Raw genomic sequence first — 25,557 nt, 5'->3', positions numbered from 1 at the left:
CTCAGGTCCCTGCCGATGGCCGCATCGCCGGGACGCGCTGCGCCAGCCGCAGCGCCAGCAGGCTGCGACCGAGCGCGACGCTGGCCAGCGTCATGACGACCAGGTCCACGCTCTGGACCGCGAACCAGTGCGTCTCCGACAGGTTGCCGATCGCCTGCTGGAAGAACACCGCCAGGTAGAGGTCGGCCTGCGAGGGCTCGTCGCGGCGCAGCCGCAGGCTGTCGCGCACATGCAGGCTCAGGTAGGCCAGCAGCAGCAGCAGGCCGCTCCAGCCCAGGTCGTGCAGCACGTCGAGGTAGCCGTTGTGCGCGGACGCCGGGTAGAAGCCCTGCAGCTGGCGCACGATCTCGCCGGCCTCGTTGCCGTCGCCCGGGCTGGGCACCCAGTAGGCGCCGAAGCCGGCACCCAGCAGCGGGCGGCGCTGGGCATGTTCGACCACCAGCGCCCAGATGCCGGTGCGGCCGGTGAGTGACTCGTCCTTGCCGGTGATCGCGGCGATCGGCGAGCCCAGCCAGGACGCGCCCGGCAGCACGTCGATCAGGCCCAGCGCGGCCAGCAGCAGCGCCGCCGTCGCCACCGCCACGCCCAGCGCCAGCGCGCCCCGGCCGGACCTCGGCCAGTGCCGTGCCAGCACCAGCCAGCAGGCCGCGACCAGCATCGCCACCAGCGCGGTCGAGCTGCGCGACAGCAGCAGGCAGGCCAGCGCCAGCGCCCCGCCGGCCAGCGCCGGCAGCACGCGCGTCTGCCGCGTCAGGCCGGCATGCAGCCACAGCAGCAGGCCCAGGCCGGCAAGGCTGCCCAGGCCGTTCTTGTGGCTGGCCAGGCCGCGCCAGGCGCCGGCCAGCTCGGCGGCGGTCTGGGCATGCACCGCCAGGTCCGGCCGCAACAGGCCGAACAGCAGCGAGCCAGCCAGCAGCAGGGTCAGCGCCGGCCGCAGCACCTGCTGGAAGCGGTGGGCCTGCCAGCCCGCCAGGCCCAGCGCGACGCAGACCATCACGACCGTCGCGAGCCGGTAGAGCCGGCGCGCACTCAGGCCCGGATCGATCGACCAGGCCAGGCTGAGCAAGGCCAGCAGCAGGAACAGCCAGAGGGCGGGATTGACCCGCGCCGCCAGCGCCACCGCCAGCCTTGACCGCCAGACCAGCATGCCGGCTGCGCCGGCGCCCAGGCCCAGCCAGGCCAGCCGGCTGACCGCACTGCCCGACTCGGGCGCGATGCCCAGGTCCAGCGTGTCGTAGGCCAGGCCGTCGGGCACGGTCATCAGCACCAGCAGCAGCCAGACCATCACGGCCGGCCAGACCGCGTGGCGCGTGTCCGCCTGCCAGCCCGGCAGGGCCGGGCGCGTGCCGATCGAGGGCATCGTCATGGCAGGCGCCTTCATCGGTGGACGATGACCAGGCCGGGCACCCGCACCTGCAGCAGCGCCAGCCGCGACAGCAGCGCGTGCAGCGCCGCCGCGTCGCTGTGGCGTGACCGGCCGATGACCAGCGCCTGGCCGGCCGCCGCAGCCACCGCCAGGCCCTGCACGCCGTGGCCGGCGCCGGCGCAGCCGATCAGCACCCGGGCATGACAGCGTCGCCAGTCCTGCAGCAGGCGGCCCAGCGCGGGCCCGGCCAGCAGGCCGTCGCGGCCTTGGGCGAGGCGACGCGTCGGCTGGCCCGCGCCCAGCAGCAGCAGGTCGGGCGAACCCGGCACCGCCTGCACGGCGGCGCGGGTCCAGGGCGGCGGATCGTCGCCGCGGTCGAGCAGGTCCAGCAGGTTGACCAGGCCGGCCGGTCCTGCGGGTCCGGTGGCCGGGCCGATGCCGAACAGGCGATGCAGGCGAGGATGGCGCAGGTCGGCATCGACCAGCAGCGTCAGCCCGTCGTGGCGGGCGCAGGCCAGCGCCAGCGCGGCCGAGAGCTGGGCGGCGTCGTCGCCGTCGTCCAGCGCCAGCACGGCCAGCACCTCGCCCTGTCCCTGGGCATCGACCCCGGCGGCGGCCTGGCGGGCCGCCTGCAGGGCCCAGCCGGACGACAGCGTCGCATGCAGGGCCTCGACCCGGACCGGTTCCCAGAGCGGGTCCAGCCGGCGCCAGGGCCAGGCATCGCGGGGTGGCCGGAGCGCACGACCGAGCAGGCCGCGCTGGGCCGTCGGCCCGGTGTCGCCGGCCGGCATGCGGACCGGCGGCAGGACCGGCGCCCAGGCCTGCAGCCACGGCTGAGGGGCCTCGCCGGCGAGGCGGCGAGCCAGGCTGGCCCTCATGCCGCGCCCCGGTTCGGCACCCGGCCGAACTCGCCCAGCACCGTGACGTCATGGCTCGGGCCGAACTCGCGTTCGACGTCCTCTCGGTCGCCCAGGCGCGGATGGGCCCGGTCCCACAGCACGGCGGCGACCACCGCCAGCAGCAGCGACGCGGCCGAGCCCAGCGCCAGCCCGGCCAGCAGGCGCGGCCGGCTGGCCTGCAGCGGCGGCGTGGCACGGCTGACGATGCTGACGTTGCTGCGCCCGCCGGTCGAGGCGAAGCGGATCTGGTCCTCGCCGTCGAGCGCACGCTGGTAGACCGCCAGCGCCGAGGCGACCTCCAGCCGGTAGGCGGCCGCCTCGTCCTGCAGCCGGCTGCGCGCCAGCACCTGGCCGCGCTGTTCGGCCGACTCGCGCTGCAGCCCCTGCTCCAGCCGCTGGGCGACCTGGCGGCCGGCGCTGGCGTGGTCGCGGTAGGTGCGGATCACGGCGGCCAGCGCGGCGCGGGCCTCGTCGACCTGCACGCGGGCTTCGCGCACGTCCGGATGGGCGGGGGTGTAGTGGCGTTCGAGCTGCGACAGCCGCAGCTCGGCCACGCCCAGCTGCGCCTTCAGCGCCTGGGCCTGGGTCGAGGCCATCACGCCGTCGCTGGTGGCCGGGTCCTGCGCGGCCTGCAGTTCGGCCGCCTGGCGGGCATGGCGGGCCGCCAGCAGGCGCTCGTCCAGCGACGCCAGGCGCAGCAGGTCGACGTCGGTGCGGGTGCCGTCGTCGATCAGGCCGTGGCGCTGCTGGAAGCGGGTGGCGGCCTGCTGCGCCGCATCGACCTTGGCCTTCAGCGCGGCCAGTTCCTCGCCATGGCGACGCAGCCGTTCACCCGGCGGGCCGGCGGCGCGTTCGGCGTCCTGGGCCTTGTAGAGGTCGACCACCGCATTGGCGCCAGCCGCCGCCAGGCTCGGCAGGCGGGCCGAGTAGGAGACATAGATCATCTGGCTGCCGCGCGGGCTGGGCACGATCTGCAAGGCCCGCGCCACCTGCATCGCGGCCCGGTCGGCACGCGTGCTGTCGGCGGGCGTGCTGTCGGCGCGCGTGCTGTCGGCCGGCGTGCCGTCACCACCGGGCGGCGCGCGGCTGGCGTCGTCCGCGCCCAGCAGCGCCAGCCGCTCGGCCACCGCGCGCAGCACCGCCGGCGTCTGCAGCAGCTCGACCTGGGTGGCGATGTAGCTGGAGACCTGCCCGACCGGCAGCTCCTTGCCGTTGAGCGGGTCGGTGACCTCGTAGTTGACGACCAGCGCGGCGGTGGCCGTGTAGGTGCGCGGCCAGAGCGCCAGCGCCAGCGCGGTCAGCGCCAGACCGGGCATCAGCACGCCCGCGACGATGAGCCGGCGTCGCCACAGCGTGCGCAGCAACCGGCCCAGCGAGGGCTCGGGCTCGGCCAGATCGGCGGGCAGCCAGTTGGACAGGTGAGACGGTCCGGGGTAGGACCCTGGGCTGGCAGGAATGACGGACATCGGCGTGTTCCCGGTGAGGCGCGGCGATCCGCGTGGTGGTTCGGTGCCGGGCTCCCGGGCGCCGCCACAGCGGCGTCCAGGCAGGGGCCCTGACCGGAGTCCTTGTAGGACGGGACCCCACGGGCGTCTGTTCGCTGTCGCACCGTCGAGGGTCCAGGCGGTCACACGCCGACGACCGCCAACAGGGCTTCGCGGTCGTCGGCCGACACAGGCTCGCCGTCTGAGCCACCCCGGATCCGAAGGTCGGCGAGACGGCTTGTTGCCGGCCGCAACACCCGTACACCGCGGGTGGTCTGCCGCACTGAGTGAGCGGCCGCACTCAGTGGGCCCACGCACCGACAGGCCCGGCTCGGCTGCCTACGGTCGGCGACTTGCCCAGCCTGATCGGAGCCCTGCCCATGTCACGAACCCACGCCGCCTTGCCGTCCGGCGCTGTCGCCCTCGACGGCCGGCCCGCCGCCATCCGCTGGCCGGCCCGGCATCGCCTGCCGGCCTATGTCGGCGCGCTGGTGCCGCTGGCCGACCTCGGCGGCCTGCTGCTGGCCGCCCTGCTGGTCGGCCTGTGGATGGCCGCTGCACGCGGCACGGCCGCTGCGGATGCCACCACCCACGTCAACGCCATGGCCGCCCTGCTGGCACCGCTGGTGCTGCACGACCGCCACTTCGGCGAACAGGTCTGGCGCTCGCAATGGACCCGCCTGGCGCAGACCCATGCCTGGCGCTATGCCGTGTTCGCGGCGGTGATCGTCGGCCTGGCCTGGGTGTCGCGGCCGCAAGGCATCCAGCCGGATCCCATGCGCAGCAGCGGTGCGTGGCTCACCACCGCCGCGCTGGCCGCGCTGCTGGGCCTGGTGCTGACCTCGCTGGCGCGCACGATGGTGGCCTGGGCGGTGCAGCGGCTGCGCCTGCGCGGGCGGCTGAGCGAGGCGGTCGCGGTGGTCGGCGACGGCCCGCTGGCGCGTCGATTCGTCGCGGCGCTGGCCCAGGCACCCGCCGGCAGCGCCGAGCTGCTGGGCGTGTTCGACGACGACAGCCGCAGCGAACGCCAGCCGCCGGTCGCCTCGATCGATGCGCTGATCGCGCTGGCCGCCCGGCAACGCATCGACTGGATCGTGCTGGCCTTGCCGGAGGCGCACGGCCTGCGTCCCGAGCGACAGGCACGCCGCGCGCAGCTGATCCGGCGGCTCGGTGCGCTGGGCATCCCGATGGGCAGCTGCGCCGGTCACGTCGGCCTGACCGGGCCGGGCCTGGACGACGCCCACCTCGGCGAACGCTTGCCGCTGGGCATGCTCGCGCCGCGTCCGATCGCGCGCTGGCAGGCCCTGCTGAAGTCGGCCGAAGACCGCCTGCTCGGCGGCCTGCTGCTGCTGCTGTTCGCGCCGCTGATGGCGGCGGTCGCGCTGGCGATCTGGCTGGACAGCCCCGGCCCGCTGCTGTTCCGCCAGCGCCGCCATGCGCTCGACAACCGCGAGTTCGACATCCTCAAGTTCCGCACCATGCGCTGGACGCCGCAGGTCAGCGCCGCGCCCCTGCAGCAGACGCAGCGCAGCGACGCCCGCATCACCCGCGTCGGCCGCGTGCTGCGCGCCACCAGCCTGGACGAGCTGCCGCAGCTGTTCAACGTGGTGGCCGGCACGATGTCGCTGGTCGGGCCGCGCCCGCATGCGACCGACATGCGCACCGAGGCGCGGCTGGGTGCGGACATCATCGCCAGCTACGCCCACCGCCACCGGGTCAAGCCCGGCATCACCGGCTGGGCCCAGGTCAACGGCGCCCGCGGCGCCACCGAGACCGCCGCGCAGCTGCGCCGCCGGGTCGAACTGGACCTGCACTACATCGCGAACTGGTCGCTGCTGCTCGACCTGCGCATCCTGCTGCGCACCGCCGGCGTCGTGCTGCGCCGGACCAATGCCTATTGAGCCCCTGTCGCCCGGCCCGTTCCACCGCCCGGCGACCCTGCGCGCCCTGGCGGACCGCCACCCGCCGTCCACCCGCGACGGCCCTCCGGAAGCCTGCCATGCCCGTCCTCACGATGGCGCCCGCCGCCGCCCCGCCCCGCCCGCGCCGGACCTGCTCGCGCGCCACCTTCGCCATGTGGGCCGACGGCCTGCTGTTGCTCGACCCGCTGGCCGTGCTGCTGGCCGGCTGGTGGGTCACCGCCTGGTTCGTGCCCGGCCGCGGCCCGGCCGTGCCGGGCGATGCCGCGCTGCTGGTCTGGGCCGCCGCGATGGCCGCGCCCTTCCTGCTGTTCGACCGCCACTTCGGCCGCCGCGCCAGCCTGGGCCGCGAGGCCGATGGCCTGGCCGCGCTGCTGGGCACCCACCTGATCCGGCTGGCCTTGCTGGCCGCGCTGCTGGGCCTGCTGGCCTGGACCGGCGCGGGTGCCCGCGACCCGGCCGACGAGCGCCTGCTGCCCTGGCTGGTGCTGCTGATGCTGGCGGTGACGGCCACGACGCTGCTGGCCCGGCTGGCCTACATCGGCCTGGCGCGCCTGCTGCTGCGCCATGGCCGACTCAGCGAGACCGTCGCGGTGGTCGGCGCCGGGGCGTCGGCGCAGCGACTGGTGGAACGGCTGCGGGCGATGTCGCCGCGCATCATCGACGTGCTGGGCGTCTACGACGACGGCCCGGTCTCGCACGGCCGCACGGTCGACGGCAGCATCGCGCAGCTGCTGCGGCTGGGCCGCGAGCGCCACATCGACTGGGTCGTGCTGAGCCAGCCTCCCGGCCATGCACGGCGGGTGCGGGCGCTGACGCAACGCCTGCAGGCCCTGTCGGCGCCGATCACGCTCAGTTCGCCCGGCACCTCGGTCGAGGACCATGCGCCGTGGTCCGCCGCCACCGGCCGTGTCGGCCACCACGTGCCGATCCGCCTGATGCCGGTGAGCGTGCCGAGTGCCGTGGCGGTCGAACCGTCCTTGCCCCGCGCCGCGCCGAAACGCTGGCCGGCGCTGGCCTACAGCTACGACGACCATGACCTCGACAGCTTCAGCGCGCTGGCCGCCGCCCATGGCCAGCACCGCTATGGCTACGTCGTCACGCCCAATGCCGACCACCTGATCCGGCTGCGCGACGACGCGGGCTTCCGCGCCCTCTATGCCGACGCGTCGCACATCCTCAACGACAGCCGGGTGGTGGCTCACATCCTGAGCCTGACCCGGAACCTGAGGCTGCCGGTCTGCACCGGCAGCGACCTGACGGCGCGGCTGTTCGAGCGCGTCATCGCCCCGGACGATGCGATCGTGCTGATCGGCGCGACGCCGGCCCAGGCCGAGCTGCTGCGCCAGCGCCACGGCCTGACGCGGCTGGCCCACCACAACCCGCCGATGGGCTTCATCCGCGACCCGGCGCAGGTCGAGGCCTGCCTGCGCTTCGTCGAAGCCCACAGCCCCTTCCGCTTCGCGCTGCTGGCGGTGGGTTCGCCGCAGCAGGAGATCCTCGCGCAGCGCCTGAAGCAACGCGACCGGGCCCGAGGCCTGGCCCTGTGCATCGGCGCGTCGATCGACTTCCTGACCGGCGTCGAGCGCCGCGCGCCGGCCTGGATGGGCCGGGCCGGGCTGGAATGGCTGCACCGCCTGCTGATGTCGCCGACCCGCCTGGCCGGCCGCTACCTGGTGCGCGGGCCGCGCGTCTTCGGCCTGCTGCGGGATGCCGACATCGTGCTGCGCCAGCGGGTCATGCCGCCGGGCACCGTCGCCTTGCCCGAACCCTGGCCGGACGAGCGGCCCGGTCATGTCGCGGCCGTGCTGCCGGCCCGGGCGGCCTGAGATGGACGCCCACCGTTCAGCGCACCGCCCAGTGCAACGTTCAGCGCACCGTGAACGCGGTCGCCGTGAAGGCCACGTTCTTCGGGTTGAACACGCCGATCGCGCCGCTGGTCGCGCCGGCCGGGATGGTCACCTGCACCTGCGTGTCGCTGATGACGCGCACGCTGCCGTTGTGGGCGTTGCCGACCCAGGCCAGGTTGGCGCCGGTGAAGCCCGAGCCGTTGACCGTGACCACCGTGCCGACCGGCCCGGATGCCGGCGAGAAGTTCATGATCCCCGGCTGCGGCCAGGCGATGGCCGCGCCGCTGACGCTGAAGCCGGTGGCGGTGAAGGCCACGCCGGCCGGGTTGAAGACGCCGATCGCGCCGCTGGTCGCACCGGCCGGGATGGTGACCTGCACCTGCGTGTCGCTGATCACCTTGACGCCGGCATCGTGGGCCAGGCCGGCCCAGGCCGCGTTGGCACCGGTGAAGCCCTTGCCGTTGATCGTGACCACGGTGCCGACCGGGCCGACCGCCGGCGAGTAGCTGGCGATCGAGGGCGCGACGAGGGTGGTGTTGGTGTTGGGGGCGGGGGCGGGGGTCGTGCCCGGTGCGGTGGGTGTGGCCGGGGCTGTCGTGCCGGTGGTCGCCGGGCTGCCCCACAGCTTGCGCAGCAGCGCCATCTTGTCGGTCCGCACGGCGAGGTAGTCGTCGAGGATGCCGCCGCTGTCGCCGCTGTTGGGCGTGTAGCACCAGTAGAAGGTGCTGCGCATGTTTCGGGCGATCAGGTAGTCGACCAGCGCGTTCTGCCAGGTCACGTCCTTGCTGCCACCGGTGCCGTTGCCGTAGCGCCCGCCCCATTCGCCCAGCACCACCGGCACCTGGCTGGCGAAGCGGCCGAACAGCTGGTCCCACTGCGCCGGCAGGTTGGCCGGGAAGTTGGCCGCGCTGAACGTGTACTTCATGAACACGTCCGGGCCGTAGGTGTGCGGCGTCAGCACCAGCTTGCCGGCGGCGATGGCCAGTGGCTGGTTGGCCTGCGGCTGGAAGTCCTCGCCCCAGTTCATCGGCAGGCTGGAATCCTCGATGCCATCGAAGTTGCCGTTGATGCCCTGCACGAACACCAGCAGCGACGGGTTGGCCGCCAGCACCGCCGCAGCGGCGGCTTCGGCATTGGGCTTCCAGAAATTGGCCGGGTTGCTCATGTTGGCGTCGCCCGCCGCCCAGCGCACCACGCCGTTGGGCTCGTTGTAGATGTCGATCGCGAAGAAGTGCGGCAGCGCCGCGTAGCGCCTGGCGACGAAGGCCAGGTCACGCAGCCAATAGGCCTGCGGGTAGGCCTGGCCGTTGTGGATCAGGCCGAAGTCGGCTGGGTTGGAGACGTACCAGGTCGGGTACTGGCGCACCTTCGAGACGCTGTGGAAGTCCAGCATCACGTACAGGCCCTGGCGCTCGGCCTCGGCCATCCACAGGTCCATGGCCTGCAGCGGCGTCTTGCCGATCAGCTCGGGGTTGAGGCTGGCGTCGATGTAGCTCAACTGGTTGACCGGCGTGGTGTTGTAGAGCGTGTCCGGCACGAAGGGCAGCCGCACGGCGTTGAAGCCCAGGCTCTTGATCTGCGCGATCTGCTGCTTCCAGCCCATCGCCCACAGGTACTGCGGCTGCAGGATGGCCGCGTTGAAGCCGAAGTGGCTGATGCCACGGATCTGCATCTCCACGCCGGCGGGGTCGTAGATGCGGCCGTTGCGGGTGCTGTAGCCGACCGCCTGGGCCGGCAGGCTGGCACAGGCCAGCAGCCACGCGACGAGGGTCGCGAAGATCGCTCGAAGGGACCCGCGGGTCCATGTCTGACGAAAGTTCATGGGCATGGGAAGTCTGTTCCTGAGAAGGGTCGATCGACCCGGTCCGTGGCCTGCGGTCCGCTCGTTCGATGGGGCGGGCAGGACGTTCTGCCGGCGGGGTGTTGCCGGCGCCACGCGTCGGTGCGCTGGCCCGCATTGGAAGGGCAAGCAGGCTCTGGAAAACGTCTGGACGAGGTAACGCCCGGTAAGGGCTCGGATCGCGGGAATACCGATGAACACGAGTGAATTCTCCAATCGGCCGGTCGTTGCGTGTGCTGCCGAACAGACGCCGGGGTGCGCCGTCGAACATGCTTCGCGCGCACGACGCTGGCCGGTGATGCTGCACCTGCTGGATGCCGCACGGCACCCGCGACCGGGCTCCGGCTCACCCGGTCCGCAGCGCGTGGCGACGCACTTCCTGCGCTGCCTGCGCCACCTCGACACCTTCCGCCGCTGGTATGGCGACGACGGCAACCCGGCGCTGCAGCGCGAGCTGGCCGCGCGGCCCTACCTGGTCACCTGCGTGGTCCATCCCTACCTGCATGGCGGCTGGCATCCGGAGCGCCGGCTCGAGGTCATCCGCACCCACTACAGCCTGATGCGCGGTGCGCTCGCGCTGCTGCATGCGCCCGGTCCGGCCTGGCTGGCAGGCACCGCCGAGGGCCTGCACCTGCGGCTGGACCGGCCCGGCAAGTTCGAGCACGAGGGCGAGTCCACGCTGCACCTGTGCCAGGGCGAGGACACGCTCTACTCGATCGCCTTCACGCTGGGCCTGTCCGAAGCGACCCCGCTGGCTGCGTCAGCGCCGTCCGGACTGCTGGCCTACGTCGGCGCGCTGCAGGGCCTGCATGACCCGGCCGCGCTGGAACGCTACCGCCACCTGACCCACCAGCTGCACGGCCTGCGCCCGCGCGACCTGCTGCTGACCGCCTTCCGGCTGCTGTGCACCAGCCTGGGCGTGGCGCGCATCCTGGCGGTGGGCAACGCCCAGCGCGTCAGCAGCAACCGCCACTACGCCGCCAGCGACCAGGTGCATGCGAGCTACGACGAGGCCTGGCAGGACGCCGGCGGCACCGAGACCGCCGAGGGCTTCTTCGAGCTGGCGAGCTGCCCGGTGCGGCGCAGCCCCGACCAGGTGCCGGTTCGCAAGCGGGCGCTCTACCGGCGCCGCTACGAGCTGCTCGACGCCCTGGCCCGGGACATTGCCCACGGGGTGCGCCAGCGCACGCCCTGAGCGGCCGCACCGGCGGGCACGCGGCAGATGACGGTTGGTGCGCTGTCGAACAGATCGGAGCCCGGCTTCACACGTACAGTGAACGGGAGCACGGCAGGTCGCGTGCGCCTTCCGACGGCACCTGCGCTGGTCGATTTCTCCCTACGCTGCACCTGGGAATCCAATGACCCGCCCACCCGAACCCCGCAACAACCACCTGCTGGCCGCCCTGCCCGATGAAGACTGGGCACGCTGGCGGACCCTGCTCGAAGAGATCGACCTGCCGCTGGGCACCGTCGTGCAGGAGTCCGATGCGCGGATGTCGCACGTCATCTTCCCGACCACCGCGATCGTCTCGCTGCTCTACGTGATGGAGAACGGCGCGTCGGCCGAGATCGGCGTGGTCGGCTTCGAGGGCATCGTCGGCATCTCGCTGTTCATGGGCGGCGAGACCACGCCCAGCCGCGCGGTCGTGCAGAGCGCGGGCAAGGCGTGGCGCATGCGCGCGGCCGACCTGAAGGTCGAGTTCAACTCGTCGCTGCCGGTCATGCACCTGCTGCTGCGCTACACCCAGGCCCTGATCACGCAGATGGCCCAGACCGCCGTCTGCAACCGCCACCACACGCTCGACCAGCAGCTCTGCCGCTGGCTGCTGCTGAGCCTGGACCGGCTCGACGGCCCCGACCTGGTGATGACGCAGGAGCTGATCGCCAACATGCTCGGCGTGCGCCGCGAGGGCGTCACCGAGGCCGCGCTGAAGCTGCAGGCGCAAGGCCTGATCCGCTATGCGCGCGGCCACATCAAGGTGCTCGACCGGCCGGGCCTCGAAGCCCGCACCTGCGAGTGCTATGCCGTCGTCAAGCACGAGTACGACCGCCTGCTGCCCAACGCCATCGCCAAGTAGGCGAGGCTGCACCAGCGGTGTGCGCTGGCGTACAGCCAGCGCGGCGGGCAAGTCCCATGCTCGGTGCGTGGAACGCACGGCCGCCGGCCAGGCCACGACGAGACGACGACACCGTGGCCCCTGCCGACCAAGACCTGCCCCACAACCAGCTGCTCGACGCCCTGCCCGAGGCCGACCGCGACAGCCTGCTGGCCGGCTGCGAACGGGTCGAGCTGCGCTTCGGCCGCATCCTCAACGACGTCGGCCAGACGCTCGACCACGTGCATTTCCCGACCCGCGGCTTCATCTCGCTGCTGGTGCAGGTGCAGGGCGGCACCGGGCTGGAGGTCGGCATGGTCGGCCGCGAAGGCATGCTGGGCGTGCCGCTGATGCTGGGCCAGCCGATCGCGCCGATGCGCGCGCTGGTGCAGGGCGCCGGTCTGGCCTGGCGGCTCGATGCCCGGACGCTGCGCCGCGAACTGAACCGCGGCCGGGCGCTGCGGCAGGTGCTCGACGGCTATGCCTGCAGCCTGCTGGCCCAGGTCGCCCGATCGGCCGGCTGCCTGCATGAACACGCGATCGACCAGCGCCTGGCGCGCTGGCTGCTGATGAGCCTGGACCGCGCCGAAGGCGAGCCGCTGCACGTCACCCAGGCCTTCATGGCCGGGATGCTGGGCGTGCGACGCGTGGGCGTGACCCGCGCGGCCGCCGCGATGCAGCGGCGCGGCCTGATCCGCTACCACCGCGGCGAACTGCAGGTGCTCGACCGCAGCGGGCTGGAGAGCATCGCCTGCAGCTGCTACGCGGCCGAACGGCTGGTCGCCGATGCGGCGCCCGCACACGCCTCGTCATCCGCCGTGCCACCCGCCACGCTTCCCGCCTCGTCACCCGCCGCGCCACCCATCACGCCCTTCTTCACGCCCACCAACCCCACGGAGTCCACACCATGAGCCTCGGCACCATCCTCCTGATCGTCCTGCTGCTGTTCCTCTTCGGCGCGCTGCCGTCCTGGCCGCACAGCCATGCCTGGGGCTACGGCCCGAGCGGCGGCATCGGCCTGCTGCTGGTCATCGTGCTGGTGCTGGTCATCAGCGGACGCCTCTGATGTCCCCTGACGCCGGCCCGGCGCGCCCACGATGAACGCCCTGCCTCTGGACCGCGACAGCGACGCCGAAGGCCCTTGCCAGGGCGACGGCGACGAGGCCGGCCGCATCCGCATCGTCGTCGCCGACGGCCATCCGGTCGTGCGGCTGGGCCTGCGGACCTGCCTGTCGGCCGAGCCCGACCTGGTCGTGGTCGCCGAGGCCTGCGACGGCCGCGAGGCCATCGACCGGGTGCGCGAAGGCGGCCTGGACGTGCTGCTGCTCGACGTGTGCATGCCGGTGCTCAGCGGGGCCGACGCGCTCGGCGCGATCCGGCGCCGCGCACCCGCGCTGCCGGTGCTGGTCTTCAGCGGCGCACCGGCCCGCCACCATGCCGTCGCGCTGATGCGCCAGGGCGCCAGCGGCTACCTCGACAAGGGCTGCGCCACCGAGGAGATCGTGCAGGCGGTGCGGGCCGTGCACCGCGGCCGCCACTACGTCGGCGCCGAGGCGGCCGAGGAACTCGTCGATGCGCTGGACCGCCACCGCGAGCGCGCGCCGCACGAGCAGCTCTCGCGCCGTGAGCTGCAGGTCTTCCTGCACCTGGCCCGCGGCGACACCGTCGGCGGCATGGCCGAAAGCCTGTCACTCAGCGCCAAGACCGTCAGCACCTACCGCACCCGCGTGATGGAGAAGATGGCGCTGGCCTCAAACAGCGAGCTGACCTACTACGCGCTCAAGGCGGGTCTGCTGCAGTGAGCGCCGGAGAACCGGGCTCGGGCTCGGGCTCGGGCGCTGGCCGCAGCGGCAGCATCTGCCAGACCGTCAGCGCCATCGCCGCGATGGCCGGGCCGAGCAGCAGGCCGTTCAGGCCGAACACCGACAGGCCGCCGAGCGTGCTCACCAGCACCGCCCAGTCGGGCAGCCGTGTGTCATGGCCGATCAGGCGCGGGCGCAGCAGGTTGTCGACCAGCCCCACCGCGAGCAGGCCCCAGAGCAGCAGCGCCACGCCCTCGACCACGCTGCCGGTGGCCATCAGGTAGACGGCCACAGGCCCCCAGACCAGCGCCGCGCCGACCAGCGGCACCAGCGACAGCGCGGCCATCGCCGCGCCCCACAGCACCGCCGAATCGATGGCCAGCACCGCGAAGGCCAGCCCGCCCAGCAGGCCCTGCACCGAGGCGACCACCAGGTAGCCCTTGACGGTCGCCCGCACCACCAGCGCCGCCCGGTCCGCCAGCAGGTGGGCCTGCGGCGGGGCCAGCGGCATGGCGCGTTGCAGCGCGGCGTTGAAGGCCGCGCCATCGCGCAGCACGAAGAAGGCGAGGTAGAGCGCGATGCCGCCCGAGGCGAGCGCACCCAGCGTGTTCTGGCCGATGCCGAAGGCCTGCGTGGCCAGGTAGCGCGACGCGCCGACGATGCCGGCGTTGACCTGGCCCAGCACCGTGGCCACGTCGCCCAGGCCCAGCCGCGCCAGCAGGCCGAGCAGCCACGGCGGCGCCGCACCAAAGGCGGCCTGCAACAGATGCAGCGGCTGCCAGGCCCCGCTCTCGATGCGCCCGTAGAGCTGCCAGGCCTGCCCGACCAGCGCGACCGACAACAGGGCCAGCGGCAGCAGCACCACCAGCACGGCGACCAGCAGGGCCAGCAGCGCCGCCAGGCCGGGCCAGGGCCGCGCATCGCCCAGGGACCGCAGGATGCGCCGCTGCAAGGGCGTGAACAGCAGCCCGATCACGCAGCCCCACAGGATGGGCCCGTACAGCGGCCGGGCGATCCAGCCCACGCCCAGCAGCGCCAGCAGCCCCAGCACGGTCAGCACCGGTCCGTCGCTCTGATCGCCAGCGCACAGACGGCCCGGTTCACCGGCCGTACAAGCCGGCTTCCTACATCGAAAGAAACCCATGACACGCAACCTTTCCATGAAACTGATGACGCTGGCCGTCCTGGCCCCCTGCCTGACCGCTCCGGCGGTGGCTCAATCGATGAGCCCGTGGTATGGCGGCCTCGCGGTCGGCCAGACCCGCTCCCACCTCAACGAGCAATCGATGGCCGACACCGCCCTGGGTGGTGCCTCCACCGCAACCGGCCTGAGCGCCGATCGACGACACACCGGCTACCGCGTCTTCGGCGGTCGGCAGCTGGGCGGCGGCTGGGCCCTGGAGGCGGCCTACTTCGACCTCGGCAACTTCTCGTTCACCTCGGGCACGACCGCCGGCGACACGCTGGAGGGCAAGACCAAGATGCAGGGCGCGAGCCTCGACCTGGTCGGCACCCTGCCGCTGGGCGATCGGCTGGCGCTGCTCGGTCGCATCGGCGGCACCTATGCCAAGGTCCGCAACAGCTACACCGGCACCGCGCCGGTGGCCACCCCGACGCCCAGCCAGCGCGAGGGCAACGTCAAGGTCGGCGCCGGCCTGCAGTACGCCTTCGGCCAGAACTTCCTGATGCGCACCGAGTACGAGCGCTACCGCATGAACACCGGCATGGGCTCGCGCGGCAACATGGACATGATCTCGGTCAGCGCGGTCTTCCCGTTCGGGGGCTCGGACTCGCGCATGTCCTCGCGCGAGGAGCGCCGCGAGCGCATGGCGGCTGGTGAAGGGCACATGGGTGGCGGCATGGGTGGCGGCATGGGTGGTGGCATGACCCCCGACCAAGCCATCGCGGCCGAAGCCCCGGGCGCCGGACCCGCGACGGCCGCGCCCGCCGCCACCGGCGATGTGCCGGCTGCGGTGGTCGCCGCGCCGATCGCCGCGCCGATCGTCGAGCCGGTCGCTGAACCGCGTGCGGCACCGGCGCCCGCACCGATCGCCGCCACCGAGACCACGAACGCCGACCGCAGCGCCGCCATGCGCCCGTCCAGCCACGCCACCACCGCCACCTTCGGCTTCGACCAGTCTGAACTGCCTGACAGCGGCAAGACCGGGCTGACGACCTTCGCGCGCGACATCGAGGGCCTGAACTACGAGGCCATCCAGGTCGACGGCTACGCCGACCGGCTCGGCACCGAGGCCCACAACCAGGCGCTGTCGCAACGCCGGGCCGACTCGGTCAAGAGCTTCCTGGTGACCCGTGCCCGCATCGACCCGGCCCGCATCGAGTCCCGAGGCCGCAGCGAGGACACCCCGGTGACCCAGCGCGGCGACTGCATCGGCGAGCGCCAGACGCCGGCGCTGGTCGACTGCCTGCAGCCGGACCGTCGGGTCCAGATCGGCGTGACCGGCACGCGCTGAGACGTGATGGCGGCCCCGGCCTTCAGGCCAGGCCATGGGTCCGGGCCGTCGGGGCCGGCGACGACCAGGCGCCGGGCCCGTCCTCGCGGCGGGCCTGCGTCGTGGAAGCGGCCGGGTCACGCGTCGGACCGACGACCGCGGCGATGCCCAGCTGCGAGCGCCGGGCATGTTCAAGCGCCGCCGCCGCATGGTCGCGCAAGGACGACGTGGCGTCGCCGTCGCGTGGGAACAGCGCGATGCCGATGCTGGGCTGCACCGACGGGCACAGCGCCATCGAGCGCATCAGCAGCCGGGCGATCGCATGCGCCTCGGCCGAATCGCGCAGCTGCGTGACGAGGCAGACGACGTCCTGCGGGCCCTGCCGGCAGACCACGTCGCCCGCCCGGATCACCAGGGCGATGCGGCGCTCGATCAGCGCGGCCGCCGACGCCTCCGGTGCCACGGCCGCGGCCGCGGCCTCGGCCACGTCCGCCGGCGAGCCCCTGCCAGCCGAGGGCAACGCCGGGCCGATGGCGCCGATGTGCAACAGCGCGAACACGCGCGGGCCCCTGGCATGCACGGTCAGGGCATCGGCGCAGGCCAGATCGAACAGGCTGGGCGGGTTCGGGTCGGGCGGGTTCAGGTCGGGGGAAAACGGCATGGGGTTGTTCTGGGCGGTCAGCAGGGACAGCCGCGGGAGCGGCCGGGGTCGCACGTTCAACGGAAGACGCCGGGACTGGCGCCGGTGGTGCGCTTGAACGGCTCGTCGTCGGCCACCAGGTCGCGGCAGGACGAGGCCGGCGGTGCGGCACGCCACAGGCGGTCCAGCCAGCGGGCCCAGATCGACAGCGAGGCGAACGCGGCCAGCCCGTCCCACGGCTGCCGGCCGGAACGCCGAAGGAGGATGGGCGCGAGGCAGGCACCCAACAGCGCCGCCGCACCGGCGGCCTGCCAGGGGCGACGCCGCAGCCAGCCGCGCCGTTCGGCCAGCCACTGCTGGACGCTGTCGCAGCGCATGGCCTGCGCAATGACGGCCTCGATGGCATCGAGGCTTTCATCGATCCCGGCTGCGGCGGGAGCCGATGCCGGCGGCGCTGCCGCCGACGGCCCATCGGCCTCCCGGGCCAGCCCGGCAGCCAGCGCACAGGCCAGCCTCAACCGGCTCGCGGCCAGCCGGGCGATGGCGCGTTCGCGCGCGCTGGCTGAAGCGGCGCTCATCGGCCCGCTCCGGTGGGATCGAGTGCCCGACAGGCCGACACGTCCGCGGCGAGCTGGGCGCGGACGTTCTCGAACGCCGGCAGCGTCGCCGCGCGTCGCGCGGCCCGCCAGGCCCAGGCCGCGCCCAGCCACGGCAGCAGCGGCACGGCCAGCAGCCCGAGGACCACGGGCAGGCCGGGCTCGGCCGGTGCGCCCCGCAGCAGCCACAGCATCGCGGCCATGCCGGCCAGCACGATGCCGCAGCCCAGCAGCAGGCCGGACAGCAGCGTGAGCCACAGCCGGCGCTCCAGCGCCTGCGCCAGCTGCTTCGCGTCGACGGCCAGCAAGGCGCCGTGCGCGCCCAGGTGATCGAACAGCAGGTCGGGCTGCCTCAACAGCAACCGGAGCCAGGACAGGCGCCAGCCCATGCTCAGCGATCGCGGCGGTCGTTGCCATGCGGGCGCAGCAGCCAGCCGCCGATCAGCACCAGCGCGGCGCCGGCCGAGGCGGCCATCAGCAGCGACGGCAGCGGCCGCTCGCGGATGTAGCCGGCACCGGCCAGCCGCGCGCTGCGGGCCCGCTCGCGCACGGCGTCGAGGCGCTCGTGGGCCAGGTCCTCCAGACCGCCGGCGAGTTCATGCAGGGCCGGACGCACGCGTGCACGGCCGCTGGCGATGCGGTGGTTGAGCGCATCGACGGCCTCGTCGACCGCCTCGCCGGCGCGGTGGACGGCCTGGGTGCCCAGGCGGGCCGCACCGTCGACGAGGGCGTCGGTGTGGTCGGAGGCGTACGTGGACGCGTGTGCGGAGGACGACGGGACGGAGGACATGGCGGGGCTTTCGTGGGGGGAGACGTGACGGGTGCGAAGCCGGTGTTCCGGCCGATCGCACGCGCGGGCCGGAGGGCTCCGGACTTGCCCGCGATGCTGGTCCGCCAGGCCCGCCGCGTCGGTGCGCCAGCGCACGCTGGCGGCGCACGTCCGGTCGCGGGTGCGTGTCCTGGCGCACCGACAAGCCGGGGCGCGGCCCGGAGACTGGCCCTGGCCGGATCCGCCGGACCCCGTCGCGCCGACCTGCCTGCGACGGTCAACAGTCACCGAAGGACCACCATGACACGCACCCCGTTCACCACCCCCACGCACCCGTCGTCCTGGCGACTCGCCGCTGCCACGCTGGCGCTCGCGCTGCTGGGCGCCTGCGCCGGCACGCCGCGCTCCGAAGGCACCGGCGAATACGTCGACGACACCGTCATCACCACCAAGGTCAAGTCGGCCGTGCTGGCCGAACCGGGCCTGAAGTCGGCCGAGATCAACGTCGAGACCTTCAAGGGCAAGGTCCAGCTCAGCGGCTTCGTCGGCAGCCAGGCCGACATCGACCGCGCGACCGTGCTGGCACGCGGCGTCACCGGCGTGCGCTCGGTCAGCAACGACATGCGGCTGAAGTGAGCCCTGCCCGGCGCCCGCCGACCGAGCCGGCCGGCGGGCGCCGTCCCCCGATCCACCGGAGACGGCCATGTCCAAGCTGACGCCCCTCGACACCCTGAGGACCCTGAGACTGGCCGACGGCAGCCATGCGCGCTGGCATGCCCTGCCCGCGCTGGCCGGCCTGGGCATCGGTCGGGTCGAGCGCCTGCCGGTGTGCCTTCGCATCGTGCTGGAGTCGCTGCTGCGCCATGTCGACGGCCAGCAGGTGAGCGAGCAGCAGGTCCACCGCCTGGCCGACTGGCGACCCAACGCGCCGCGCCGGGACGACATCCCCTTCATCGTGGCGCGCGTGCTGCTGCAGGACTACACCGGCGTGCCGCTGCTGTGCGACCTGGCCGCGCTGCGCGACGCGGCGGCAGAGGCCGGACTGGACGCCGCCTCGATCGAGCCGCGTGTGCCGGTCGACCTGGTGATCGACCATTCGGTGCAGGTCGACCACCACCGCGAGCGCGATGCGCTGGACCTGAACATGCGGCTGGAGTTCAACCGCAACGGCGAGCGCTACCGCTTCATCAAGTGGGGCCAGCAGGCCTTCCGCGGCCTGCGCGTGGTGCCGCCGGGCCAGGGCATCGTGCACCAGGTCAACCTGGAACACCTGGCCCCCGGCGTGGCCCGCCACGGCGACCTGCTGCTGCCCGACACGCTGGTCGGCACCGACTCGCACACCACCATGGTCAACGCGCTGGGCGTGCTGGGCTGGGGTGTCGGCGGCATCGAGGCCGAGGCCTGCATGATGGGCCAGCCCATCGCCCTGCTGACCCCTGACGTGGTCGGCGTCCACCTGCACGGCCGGCTGCGTGCCGGCGTGACCGCCACCGACCTGGTGCTGCTGGTGACCGAGCGGCTGCGCCGCTTCGGCGTGGTGGCGCAGTTCGTCGAGTTCCACGGCGAGGGTGCCGCCGCGCTCAGCCTGCCCGACCGCGCCACGCTGGCCAACATGGCGCCGGAATACGGCGCCACCGTCGGCTACTTCCCGCCCGACGAGGTGGCCGCGAACTACCTGGCCGACACCGGCCGCAGCGCGGCGGCGGTCGATGCCTACCGGCGCTACTTCCAGGCCCAGCAGATCTGGGGCATGCCGCGCCCCGGCGCGATCGACTACAGCCGCGTGCTGGAGATCGACCTGGCCACGGTCGCGCCCTGCGTCGCGGGTCCGCGCCGGCCGCAGGACCGCATCGAGCTGGCCGACCTGCCGGCCGCCTTCGCCGCCCACCTCGCCGCCGCCGCCGAGGACGACGGCCAGGCCCGCACGCCTGAGCAGTCCGGCGCACGCCATCGGCTGCCCGATGCCGTCGACGCGGCCACCACGGTCGGCGACGGCGACGTGCTGATCGCGGCCATCACCTCCTGCACCAACACCGCCAACCCCGACGTGATGCTGACCGCCGGCCTGCTGGCCCGCCAGGCACTGGCCCGTGGGCTGCGCGTGGCCGCGCACGTCAAGACCTCGCTGGCGCCGGGCTCGCGTGTGGTCACCGACTACCTCTCGCGCGCCGGCCTGATCGAGCCGCTGGAACGGCTGGGCTTTCGCGTCGTGGCCTATGGCTGCACCACCTGCATCGGCAACGCCGGCCCGCTGACGGCGGGGGTGGAGCCGCTGATCGCGGCGCATGACCTGGTCGGTGTCGCGGTGCTGTCGGGCAACCGCAACTTCGAGGCCCGCATCCACCCGGCCCTGAAGGCCAACTTCCTGATGAGTCCGCCGCTGGTGGTCGCCTTTGCGCTGGCCGGCCGCATTGGCATCGACCTGAGGTCCGAGCCGCTGGGCCTGGACCTGTCCGGGCGGCCGGTCTGGCTGCACGAGCTGTGGCCCACGCCCGCCCAGGTCGAGGCCCTGCGCAGCCTGGCCTGCCAGCCGCAGGCCTACCGCCAGCGCTACGAGCCGACCGATGGCCCGGCAGGCTCAGGCGATGAGCCTGCCGAACGCAGCGCCACCGGGTCGGCCTGGGAGCGCATCCGCGTGAGCGCCGGCCCGCGCTTTGCCTGGGAGCCGGGCTCGACCTACATCGCCCGGCCACCCTTCCTGGACGGCATCACCGCGACGCTGCCGGCGCTGACGCCGATCCGCGCCGCGCGGGCGCTGGCGGTGCTGGGCGACTCGGTCACCACCGACCACATCAGCCCGGCCGGCAACATCCCGGCCGACTCGCCGGCCGGCCTGTGGCTGCTGGCCCAGGGCGTGTCGGAACAGGCCTTCAACAGCTACGGCGCGCGACGCGGCCAGCACGAGGTGATGCGACGCGGCACCTTCGCCAACGTGCGGCTGCGCAACCTGCTGCTGGCCGGTGGCCCGGCCGACCGGCCGTCCGACGGTGCCCGCTCGATCCACCAGCCCGATGGCCGGCACGGGTCCATCTTCGACGTCGCCGAGGCCTACCGGCTCGAAGGCGTGCCGCTGCTGGTCTTCGCCGGCGAGGACTACGGCAGCGGCTCCAGCCGCGACTGGGCCGCCAAGGGCACGCGGCTGCTGGGCGTGCGCGCGGTCATCGCGCGCAGCTTCGAGCGCATCCACCGGGCCAACCTGATCGGCATGGGCGTGCTGCCGCTGCAGTTCATCGGCCGTGACCGGGTCCAGGACCTGCGGCTGCAGGGCGACGAGACCTTCGACCTGCCCGAGCTGGAAGCCGGCGACGCCCCCAACCGCGAATGGCGCCTGCGGGTGCGCCGCGCCGATGGCACCTTCCAGGTCCAGCCCCTGCGGCTGATGGTGGAAACCGCCCTGGAAGCCGACTGCCTGCGCCACGGCGGCATCCTGCCGCGCCTGCTGCGGCAGCGCCTGGCCGGCCGCGCAGCGGCGGCCGCCGAGCGGCCACGGGTCGGCACCTACACATAGCCCGCCGCCCGCAGCGGCACGGCCGAGGGCAGCGTGCGGGTCTCCCAGACCACCGGGACACCGTGGCGCGAGGACTGGCGCAGCTGGTCCAGCAGCGGCCAGGCACGGCGACGCAGGCTGACGGGCTCGTCGTCGGAACCGGACGTCGCGGCACGGTCGGCCGTGTCGTCGACGGCGTCGTCGGAGCCGGCCTCGCCCGGACGGTCGGCCGCGGCGATGCGCAGGCGCTCGGCATCGTCGCGGCCGATGGCCTGTTCCAGCGCATGGATCGCCGCAGGCAGGTCCTCGGCGATGACGATGCCCTGGGGCGCGCTGTCCTTGCCGATCAGGTGCAGGAGTTCAGCCGCTGCGGCGGACGTCATCAGGACCTCGGCCGTCACCGGCGACTTGAAGAGATACAGCATGGAACACCTCCGGAGGGGGCTGGGAACGGGTGCGGGGGCTGGCCGACGGTGCCGACGGCGCCGGCGCCGGGGTAGACAGCGGCGCGGGTCGCGACAGGGACTGTCCCTCGCGCTTGGCGTGGTACATGGCCTGGTCGGCCAGGCGCAGCAGCGTGTCGGCGTCGACGCCGTCGTCCATCGCGGCGGGATAGAGCACATGGCCGACGCTGGCCGCGACCTGCACGGCCTGGCCGCCGAGGTCGACCGGCGCGTGCACGGCGGCCAGCACGCGCCGCAGCACCGGATCGAGGTCGGTGGGCAGGTCAAGGTCCAGCAGCAGCACGAACTCGTCGCCGCCGACCCGCGCGACGGTCTCCTCGGCCCGCACGACCTGTTCGAGCCGGCGTGCCAGCGTCACCAGCAGGACGTCGCCGGCCGCATGGCCGTGGGTGTCGTTGATGAGCTTGAAGCCGTCGAGGTCCAGGCAGCACACCGCCAGCGGATGGCGGCTGCGCCGGGCCCTGGCCATGCCGACGCTGAGGCGGTCGGCCAGCAGGCGGCGATTGGGCAGGCCGGTCAGCAGGTCGTGGTGGGCCTGGCGGCGCAGTTCGGCGTTGAGCTGCTCCAGCTCGATCACGCGGCGCAGCAGCCTGTGGATCCGGCCTTCCAGGGCGGGCAGGTCGGATCCGACGGGGAAGGACGTGTTCGACATGCCGGAACATCCTTCAGTCATCGACCTCAGGCACGGCATGCGCCTGCTGTTGACGCGCGTAGCGCACGGCGTCGGCCAGGTCGTCGAAGCAGAAGGGGCCGAACCAGTAGCGACCCAGGTGCCACGAGATGTGCCAGGTCGCGAGCGTCTCCAGGTCGTGCATGCCCGGCGGGCGGGCCTGGTGGACGGCCGGCGTCAGGTCGCCTGCGGCACCGGACAACACCCGGGCAAGGGCCGGGCCGCGTTCGAGATCGAGAGTCGGGCGGCGGGTGCCGCGGACGTGGGATGCCAGGTTCGGGTTCATGGCGAAAGTGGACCTCGTGGCGGCAGCGGCGTCGGTGCGGCAGGCCACACTGACCGGGCCGGGTCGGTCCAGGCCGCAAGCTCCGCCGCGCCAAGACCGGCCACGGCGAGGGCCGCCTCGCCCAGGCTCAGGCCCTGCGCCACGGCATGGCGGGCGATGGCCGCCGCGCGGTCGTGGCCGACATGCGGCACCAGCGCGGTCACGCCCATCAGCGAATGTGCGACCAGCGCGCCGATGCGGGCCTCGTCGGCCTGCAGGCCCGCGATGCAGTGACGCCGGAAGCTGCCCATCGCCGCGCCCAGCAGCCGCAGGCTGTCGAGCAGGTCATGCACGATCAGCGGCTTGCAGGCGTTCAGCTCGAACTGGCCCTGGCTGGCGGCGATGCCGATGGCCACGTCATGGCCCATGACCTGGGCACAGACCATGCAAAGCGCCTCGACCTGGGTCGGGTTGACCTTGCCCGGCATCATCGAGCTGCCGGGTTCGTTGGCCGGCAGGCGCAGCTCGCCCAGTCCGGCGCGCGGGCCGCTGCCCATCAGGCGGATGTCGTGACCGATCTTGGTCAGCGCGATGGCCAGCTGCCGCAGGCCCGCATGCAGGCGCACCAGCGGTTCGTGGCTGGACATGGCCGCATGGCGGTCGGCCGCGACGGCAAAGGTCGTGGCATGGCGCGCCGACAGCTCGGCGACCACGCCGACGGCGAAGTCCGGATGGGTGTTCAGCCCGGTGCCGACCGCCGTGCCGCCGATGGCCAGCTGGTGCAGTGCCGGCAGGCTGGCGCGGATCGTGTCCTCGGCGCCGTCGAGCTGGCTCGCATAGGCGCCGAATTCCTGCCCCAGCGTGACCGGCGCGGCATCCTGCAGGTGGGTGCGGCCGACCTTGACCAGGCCGTGCCAGGCCGCCGCGCGCTCTCGCAGCGCCAGGCGCAGCTCGCCCAGCTCGGCCAGCAGCGGCCGCACCGCCTGCAGCGCGGCCAGGTGCATGGCGGTCGGCACGACGTCGTTGCTGGACTGGCCGCGGTTGACGTCGTCGTTCGGGTGAACGCAGCGGTCCTCGCCCATGCCACCGCCCAGCGCCACGGAGGCCAGGTTGGCGATGACCTCGTTGACGTTCATGTGGCTCTGCGTGCCCGAGCCGGTCTGCCAGACCGACAGCGGGAAGGCCTCGTCGACATCGCCCTGCGCCACCCGCGCGGCGGCCTCGGCGATGGCGGCGGCACGCTCGGGCGGCAGCAGGCCCAGCCGGGCATGGACATGGGCGGCGGCCTGCTTGATCTCGGCCATGGCATGGATCAGCGCCAGCGGCATGCGCGGCTCGCCGAAGGCGAAGTGGCGCCGGCTGCGCTCGGTCTGCGCGCCCCACAGCGCCAGGGCGGGGACGTCGATCGGACCCATCGGGTCGTGCTCGATGCGGGTGGCCGGTCTGGCCTGGGCGTGGCGGTCGGGCTTGGCGGTCATGGCATCGGGCCTCAGGGGATCTGCCGTACGGGATGTTGAGCACCTTCCAGCGGGCCTGTCTGTGCGGCAGCGCACCGAACGGACGACCCGCCACAGTCGCGCGGTCTTCTCTGCCAACGCCTGCCCGGCCTCGCCGGCGACGCGCACACTCGGTACGGCAGCGCACGCCACCGCGCCCCGCCCCAAGGAAGCCCGTGACCGTCCCGCATGACCTCCGCCACGTCAACCGGCTGCTTGCCGCCGTGCCGGAGTCCGACCACCTGCGCTGGCAGGATCGGCTCGAACACGTCGAGCTGCTCCGGGGCCAGGTGGTCTACGAAGCCGGCGAGTCGCCGACCCATGTGGTGTTCCCCTGCCACGCGGTCGTCTCGGTGCGCCAGGTGCTGCTCAACGGCTCGTCGACCGAGATCGCGCAGGTCGGCCGGGAGGGCCTGATCGGCATCGCCGTCTTCATGGGCGGCGTGTCGAACCCCTGCCGCGCGGTGGTGGTCAGCCCCGGCCTGGCCTGCAGCCTGCCGGCCGCCGTGCTGAAGGAAACCTTCGACCACTCCCCCGCCGTCATGGGCCTGGTGCTGCGCTACATCCAGGCCGCGATCACGCAGATGGCGCAGACGGCGGTCTGCAACCGCCACCACACGCTCGACCAGCAGCTTTGCCGCTGGCTGCTGTTGAGCCTGGACCGGCTCGATGGCATGGAGCTGGCCGTGACCCAGGACCTGATCGCCACCACGCTGGGCGTGCGCCGCGAGGGCGTCACCGAGGCCGCGCTGCGCCTGCAGGCCGCCGGTCTGATCCGCTACCGGCGCGGCCACATCACGGTGCTGGACCGGCCGGGCCTGGAGCAGCGCAGCTGCGAGTGCTACCGCGTGGTGCGGCGCGAATACGAACGCCTGCTGCCGGCCACCCCGCTCACCGCCTGAGCCGGGCGACCCGCGTGTGCGACACCGCACCGACAGGCCACGCCCGGCCACGTAGAACGGTGGCTCCGGGGCCGTGTCGGCACCGGTGTCGGCCCGCAACGGCCGATGCCCACGGCGACACCCGCTCCGGGCCACCGATCCACGCACCCGAGCCCAGGAGGTCCCGATGTCCAAGTCCCAACGTGGCAACAAGGAAGCGAAGAAGCCCAGGAAGGAAGCCCCGGCCCGGTCGGCCACGCCAGCGGCGACCGCGCCGGTGGTGATGCACGCGCCGGCCGAGCGCGTCAAGGGCCGGCGCTGAGGACGTGGCCATGACGGCATCTCCTCCCCACCAGCCCACCTGGAGCACCGCCTCCTTTGGCGACGACGGCAGCACCACGCCCAAGGAGCTGCAGGCGCTCGGCGAGCACCTGCGTGTCTGCGCCCACCTGACCGGCCGCTGGGCCAGCCTCCAGGGCGCGATGCGCGACCTCGCCGCCTATGCGGCCGGGCATGTCATCACCAGCCTGATCACGCTGATCGCGCTGGCGCTGCTGCTGTTGCCGCTCGCGTCCTGAGC

General features: G+C 73.4%; 26 protein-coding genes. 13 read left to right on the top strand and 13 right to left on the bottom strand.

All coding sequences use genetic code 11. From position 1 onward, the window contains the following. Nucleotide 1: 1 nt before the first annotated feature. From Q8X39_RS19435 to Q8X39_RS19425, 3 genes are read right to left on the bottom strand one after another with little or no spacing between them, the layout of a single operon-like run. Nucleotides 2-1,366: an O-antigen ligase family protein gene (locus Q8X39_RS19435; protein ID WP_305751356.1), complete on the bottom strand. Its 1,365-nt coding sequence runs from the start codon at nucleotides 1,364-1,366 to the stop codon at nucleotides 2-4. Nucleotides 1,367-1,377: 11 nt separating this feature from the next. Beyond that, entirely contained in the window at nucleotides 1,378-2,244 is an 867-nt protein-coding gene (locus Q8X39_RS19430) for a P-loop NTPase family protein (protein WP_305751355.1), read from the bottom strand. Next, the gene (locus Q8X39_RS19425) at nucleotides 2,241-3,731 is read right to left on the bottom strand and encodes a GumC family protein (RefSeq protein ID WP_305751354.1); all 1,491 of its coding nucleotides are present in this window, start codon (nucleotides 3,729-3,731) and stop codon (nucleotides 2,241-2,243) included. Before Q8X39_RS19425 ends, Q8X39_RS19430 begins: the two co-directional genes overlap by 4 nt. A gap of 398 nt (nucleotides 3,732-4,129) precedes the next feature. On the opposite strand from Q8X39_RS19425, the gene Q8X39_RS19420 reads away from it, so the two are divergent. Both Q8X39_RS19420 and Q8X39_RS19415 read left to right on the top strand, forming a co-directional pair. Continuing rightward, nucleotides 4,130-5,650: an exopolysaccharide biosynthesis polyprenyl glycosylphosphotransferase gene (locus tag Q8X39_RS19420; RefSeq protein ID WP_305751353.1), complete on the top strand. Its 1,521-nt coding sequence runs from the start codon at nucleotides 4,130-4,132 to the stop codon at nucleotides 5,648-5,650. Between the two features lie 98 nt (nucleotides 5,651-5,748). After that, on the top strand, nucleotides 5,749-7,497 hold the full coding sequence (locus tag Q8X39_RS19415; protein ID WP_305751352.1) for a WecB/TagA/CpsF family glycosyltransferase: 1,749 nt from the start codon (nucleotides 5,749-5,751) through the stop codon (nucleotides 7,495-7,497). A gap of 40 nt (nucleotides 7,498-7,537) precedes the next feature. On the opposite strand, the gene Q8X39_RS19410 is transcribed toward Q8X39_RS19415, so the two are convergent. Further along, nucleotides 7,538-9,340: a cellulase family glycosylhydrolase gene (locus Q8X39_RS19410; protein WP_305751351.1), complete on the bottom strand. Its 1,803-nt coding sequence runs from the start codon at nucleotides 9,338-9,340 to the stop codon at nucleotides 7,538-7,540. 316 nt (nucleotides 9,341-9,656) lie between these two features. On the opposite strand from Q8X39_RS19410, the gene Q8X39_RS19405 reads away from it, so the two are divergent. The 5 genes from Q8X39_RS19405 (at nucleotide 9,657) to Q8X39_RS19385 (ending at nucleotide 13,256) form a co-directional block, all read left to right on the top strand. Further along, a complete protein-coding gene (locus Q8X39_RS19405; protein WP_305751350.1) occupies nucleotides 9,657-10,553 on the top strand; it encodes a VirK/YbjX family protein in 897 nt (298 codons plus the stop codon). A 163-nt stretch (nucleotides 10,554-10,716) separates the two neighbouring features. After that, nucleotides 10,717-11,436 (top strand): Crp/Fnr family transcriptional regulator, encoded by a 720-nt coding sequence (locus Q8X39_RS19400; RefSeq protein ID WP_305751349.1) that lies wholly within the window; start codon nucleotides 10,717-10,719, stop codon nucleotides 11,434-11,436. A gap of 113 nt (nucleotides 11,437-11,549) precedes the next feature. Next, entirely contained in the window at nucleotides 11,550-12,365 is an 816-nt protein-coding gene (locus tag Q8X39_RS19395) for a Crp/Fnr family transcriptional regulator (RefSeq protein WP_305751348.1), read from the top strand. Beyond that, nucleotides 12,362-12,520: a DUF3309 family protein gene (locus tag Q8X39_RS19390; protein WP_305751347.1), complete on the top strand. Its 159-nt coding sequence runs from the start codon at nucleotides 12,362-12,364 to the stop codon at nucleotides 12,518-12,520. Before Q8X39_RS19395 ends, Q8X39_RS19390 begins: the two co-directional genes overlap by 4 nt. 31 nt (nucleotides 12,521-12,551) lie before the next feature. Next, a complete protein-coding gene (locus Q8X39_RS19385) occupies nucleotides 12,552-13,256 on the top strand; it encodes a response regulator (protein ID WP_305751346.1) in 705 nt (234 codons plus the stop codon). Here the strand turns inward: Q8X39_RS19385 and Q8X39_RS19380 are convergent. Further along, the gene (locus Q8X39_RS19380; RefSeq protein WP_305751345.1) at nucleotides 13,234-14,316 is read right to left on the bottom strand and encodes an AI-2E family transporter; all 1,083 of its coding nucleotides are present in this window, start codon (nucleotides 14,314-14,316) and stop codon (nucleotides 13,234-13,236) included. The two genes, Q8X39_RS19385 and Q8X39_RS19380, sit on opposite strands and share 23 nt — an antisense overlap. 100 nt (nucleotides 14,317-14,416) lie before the next feature. Here Q8X39_RS19380 and Q8X39_RS19375 point away from each other — a divergent pair, with 100 nt between their 5' ends. Then, complete coding sequence (locus Q8X39_RS19375) at nucleotides 14,417-15,730, top strand: OmpA family protein (RefSeq protein WP_305751344.1); 1,314 nt, start codon at nucleotides 14,417-14,419, stop codon at nucleotides 15,728-15,730. 22 nt (nucleotides 15,731-15,752) lie between these two features. Here the strand turns inward: Q8X39_RS19375 and Q8X39_RS19370 are convergent, their stop codons facing one another. Genes Q8X39_RS19370 through Q8X39_RS19355 form a run of 4 tightly spaced genes read right to left on the bottom strand, consistent with a single transcriptional unit; the run spans nucleotide 15,753 to nucleotide 17,735 of the window. Then, on the bottom strand, nucleotides 15,753-16,370 hold the full coding sequence (locus Q8X39_RS19370; protein WP_305751343.1) for a diguanylate cyclase domain-containing protein: 618 nt from the start codon (nucleotides 16,368-16,370) through the stop codon (nucleotides 15,753-15,755). A 56-nt stretch (nucleotides 16,371-16,426) separates the two neighbouring features. Continuing rightward, nucleotides 16,427-16,927 (bottom strand): hypothetical protein, encoded by a 501-nt coding sequence (locus Q8X39_RS19365; RefSeq protein ID WP_305751342.1) that lies wholly within the window; start codon nucleotides 16,925-16,927, stop codon nucleotides 16,427-16,429. After that, nucleotides 16,924-17,334, bottom strand: coding sequence for a hypothetical protein (locus tag Q8X39_RS19360; RefSeq protein WP_305751341.1), 411 nt, complete (start codon nucleotides 17,332-17,334; stop codon nucleotides 16,924-16,926). The genes Q8X39_RS19365 and Q8X39_RS19360 overlap by 4 nt, the downstream gene beginning before the upstream one ends. Nucleotides 17,335-17,336: 2 nt before the next feature. Continuing rightward, nucleotides 17,337-17,735 carry a hypothetical protein gene (locus Q8X39_RS19355; RefSeq protein ID WP_305751340.1) on the bottom strand — a complete coding sequence of 133 codons (399 nt, stop codon included), beginning with the start codon at nucleotides 17,733-17,735 and terminating at the stop codon, nucleotides 17,337-17,339. A gap of 279 nt (nucleotides 17,736-18,014) precedes the next feature. Here Q8X39_RS19355 and Q8X39_RS19350 point away from each other — a divergent pair, with 279 nt between their 5' ends. Both Q8X39_RS19350 and acnA read left to right on the top strand, forming a co-directional pair. Continuing rightward, a complete protein-coding gene (locus Q8X39_RS19350) occupies nucleotides 18,015-18,350 on the top strand; it encodes a BON domain-containing protein (RefSeq protein WP_305751339.1) in 336 nt (111 codons plus the stop codon). Nucleotides 18,351-18,417: 67 nt separating this feature from the next. Beyond that, nucleotides 18,418-21,222, top strand: coding sequence for an aconitate hydratase AcnA (gene acnA / locus Q8X39_RS19345; protein ID WP_305751338.1), 2,805 nt, complete (start codon nucleotides 18,418-18,420; stop codon nucleotides 21,220-21,222). Here acnA and Q8X39_RS19340 read toward each other — a convergent pair. From Q8X39_RS19340 to Q8X39_RS19325, 4 genes are read right to left on the bottom strand one after another with little or no spacing between them, the layout of a single operon-like run. Continuing rightward, on the bottom strand, nucleotides 21,213-21,584 hold the full coding sequence (locus Q8X39_RS19340) for a DUF1840 domain-containing protein (protein ID WP_305751337.1): 372 nt from the start codon (nucleotides 21,582-21,584) through the stop codon (nucleotides 21,213-21,215). The genes acnA and Q8X39_RS19340 overlap by 10 nt on opposite strands. Beyond that, complete coding sequence (locus Q8X39_RS19335; RefSeq protein ID WP_305751336.1) at nucleotides 21,562-22,317, bottom strand: GGDEF domain-containing protein; 756 nt, start codon at nucleotides 22,315-22,317, stop codon at nucleotides 21,562-21,564. Before Q8X39_RS19335 ends, Q8X39_RS19340 begins: the two co-directional genes overlap by 23 nt. 13 nt (nucleotides 22,318-22,330) lie before the next feature. After that, complete coding sequence (locus tag Q8X39_RS19330; protein ID WP_305751335.1) at nucleotides 22,331-22,621, bottom strand: hypothetical protein; 291 nt, start codon at nucleotides 22,619-22,621, stop codon at nucleotides 22,331-22,333. Beyond that, a complete protein-coding gene (locus Q8X39_RS19325; RefSeq protein ID WP_305751334.1) occupies nucleotides 22,618-24,078 on the bottom strand; it encodes a class II fumarate hydratase in 1,461 nt (486 codons plus the stop codon). The genes Q8X39_RS19330 and Q8X39_RS19325 overlap by 4 nt, the downstream gene beginning before the upstream one ends. Before the next feature lie 194 nt (nucleotides 24,079-24,272). Here Q8X39_RS19325 and Q8X39_RS19320 point away from each other — a divergent pair, with 194 nt between their 5' ends. From Q8X39_RS19320 to Q8X39_RS19310, 3 genes are all read left to right on the top strand, one after another. Further along, nucleotides 24,273-24,998, top strand: coding sequence for a Crp/Fnr family transcriptional regulator (locus tag Q8X39_RS19320; protein WP_305751333.1), 726 nt, complete (start codon nucleotides 24,273-24,275; stop codon nucleotides 24,996-24,998). Between the two features lie 166 nt (nucleotides 24,999-25,164). Continuing rightward, complete coding sequence (locus Q8X39_RS19315; RefSeq protein WP_305751332.1) at nucleotides 25,165-25,299, top strand: hypothetical protein; 135 nt, start codon at nucleotides 25,165-25,167, stop codon at nucleotides 25,297-25,299. Between the two features lie 10 nt (nucleotides 25,300-25,309). Next, the gene (locus tag Q8X39_RS19310; protein WP_305751331.1) at nucleotides 25,310-25,555 is read left to right on the top strand and encodes a hypothetical protein; all 246 of its coding nucleotides are present in this window, start codon (nucleotides 25,310-25,312) and stop codon (nucleotides 25,553-25,555) included. The last annotated feature ends 2 nt before the right edge of the window (nucleotides 25,556-25,557 follow it).

It is taken from the genome of Leptothrix discophora (assembly GCF_030705305.1).
GTDB classification, from domain to species: Bacteria; Pseudomonadota; Gammaproteobacteria; order Burkholderiales; family Burkholderiaceae_C; genus Sphaerotilus; species Sphaerotilus discophorus.
This window is presented reverse-complemented; position numbering and strand designations above follow the sequence as displayed.

Coding starts and splice junctions, on each gene's coding strand:
- Q8X39_RS19405 (WP_305751350.1), top strand. CDS start 9,657: ATGCTGCACCTGCTGGATGCCGCACGGCACCCGCGACCGGGCTCCGGC.
- Q8X39_RS19415 (WP_305751352.1), top strand. CDS start 5,749: ATGCCCGTCCTCACGATGGCGCCCGCCGCCGCCCCGCCCCGCCCGCGC.
- Q8X39_RS19335 (WP_305751336.1), bottom strand. CDS start 22,317: ATGTCGAACACGTCCTTCCCCGTCGGATCCGACCTGCCCGCCCTGGAA.
- Q8X39_RS19400 (WP_305751349.1), top strand. CDS start 10,717: ATGACCCGCCCACCCGAACCCCGCAACAACCACCTGCTGGCCGCCCTG.
- Q8X39_RS19365 (WP_305751342.1), bottom strand. CDS start 16,927: ATGAGCGCCGCTTCAGCCAGCGCGCGCGAACGCGCCATCGCCCGGCTG.
- Q8X39_RS19370 (WP_305751343.1), bottom strand. CDS start 16,370: ATGCCGTTTTCCCCCGACCTGAACCCGCCCGACCCGAACCCGCCCAGC.
- Q8X39_RS19390 (WP_305751347.1), top strand. CDS start 12,362: ATGAGCCTCGGCACCATCCTCCTGATCGTCCTGCTGCTGTTCCTCTTC.
- Q8X39_RS19350 (WP_305751339.1), top strand. CDS start 18,015: ATGACACGCACCCCGTTCACCACCCCCACGCACCCGTCGTCCTGGCGA.
- Q8X39_RS19330 (WP_305751335.1), bottom strand. CDS start 22,621: ATGAACCCGAACCTGGCATCCCACGTCCGCGGCACCCGCCGCCCGACT.
- Q8X39_RS19435 (WP_305751356.1), bottom strand. CDS start 1,366: ATGACGATGCCCTCGATCGGCACGCGCCCGGCCCTGCCGGGCTGGCAG.
- Q8X39_RS19385 (WP_305751346.1), top strand. CDS start 12,552: ATGAACGCCCTGCCTCTGGACCGCGACAGCGACGCCGAAGGCCCTTGC.
- Q8X39_RS19315 (WP_305751332.1), top strand. CDS start 25,165: ATGTCCAAGTCCCAACGTGGCAACAAGGAAGCGAAGAAGCCCAGGAAG.
- Q8X39_RS19310 (WP_305751331.1), top strand. CDS start 25,310: ATGACGGCATCTCCTCCCCACCAGCCCACCTGGAGCACCGCCTCCTTT.
- Q8X39_RS19355 (WP_305751340.1), bottom strand. CDS start 17,735: ATGTCCTCCGTCCCGTCGTCCTCCGCACACGCGTCCACGTACGCCTCC.
- Q8X39_RS19430 (WP_305751355.1), bottom strand. CDS start 2,244: ATGAGGGCCAGCCTGGCTCGCCGCCTCGCCGGCGAGGCCCCTCAGCCG.
- Q8X39_RS19340 (WP_305751337.1), bottom strand. CDS start 21,584: ATGACGTCCGCCGCAGCGGCTGAACTCCTGCACCTGATCGGCAAGGAC.
- Q8X39_RS19360 (WP_305751341.1), bottom strand. CDS start 17,334: ATGGGCTGGCGCCTGTCCTGGCTCCGGTTGCTGTTGAGGCAGCCCGAC.
- Q8X39_RS19420 (WP_305751353.1), top strand. CDS start 4,130: ATGTCACGAACCCACGCCGCCTTGCCGTCCGGCGCTGTCGCCCTCGAC.
- Q8X39_RS19325 (WP_305751334.1), bottom strand. CDS start 24,078: ATGACCGCCAAGCCCGACCGCCACGCCCAGGCCAGACCGGCCACCCGC.
- acnA (WP_305751338.1), top strand. CDS start 18,418: ATGTCCAAGCTGACGCCCCTCGACACCCTGAGGACCCTGAGACTGGCC.
- Q8X39_RS19375 (WP_305751344.1), top strand. CDS start 14,417: ATGAAACTGATGACGCTGGCCGTCCTGGCCCCCTGCCTGACCGCTCCG.
- Q8X39_RS19425 (WP_305751354.1), bottom strand. CDS start 3,731: ATGTCCGTCATTCCTGCCAGCCCAGGGTCCTACCCCGGACCGTCTCAC.
- Q8X39_RS19410 (WP_305751351.1), bottom strand. CDS start 9,340: ATGAACTTTCGTCAGACATGGACCCGCGGGTCCCTTCGAGCGATCTTC.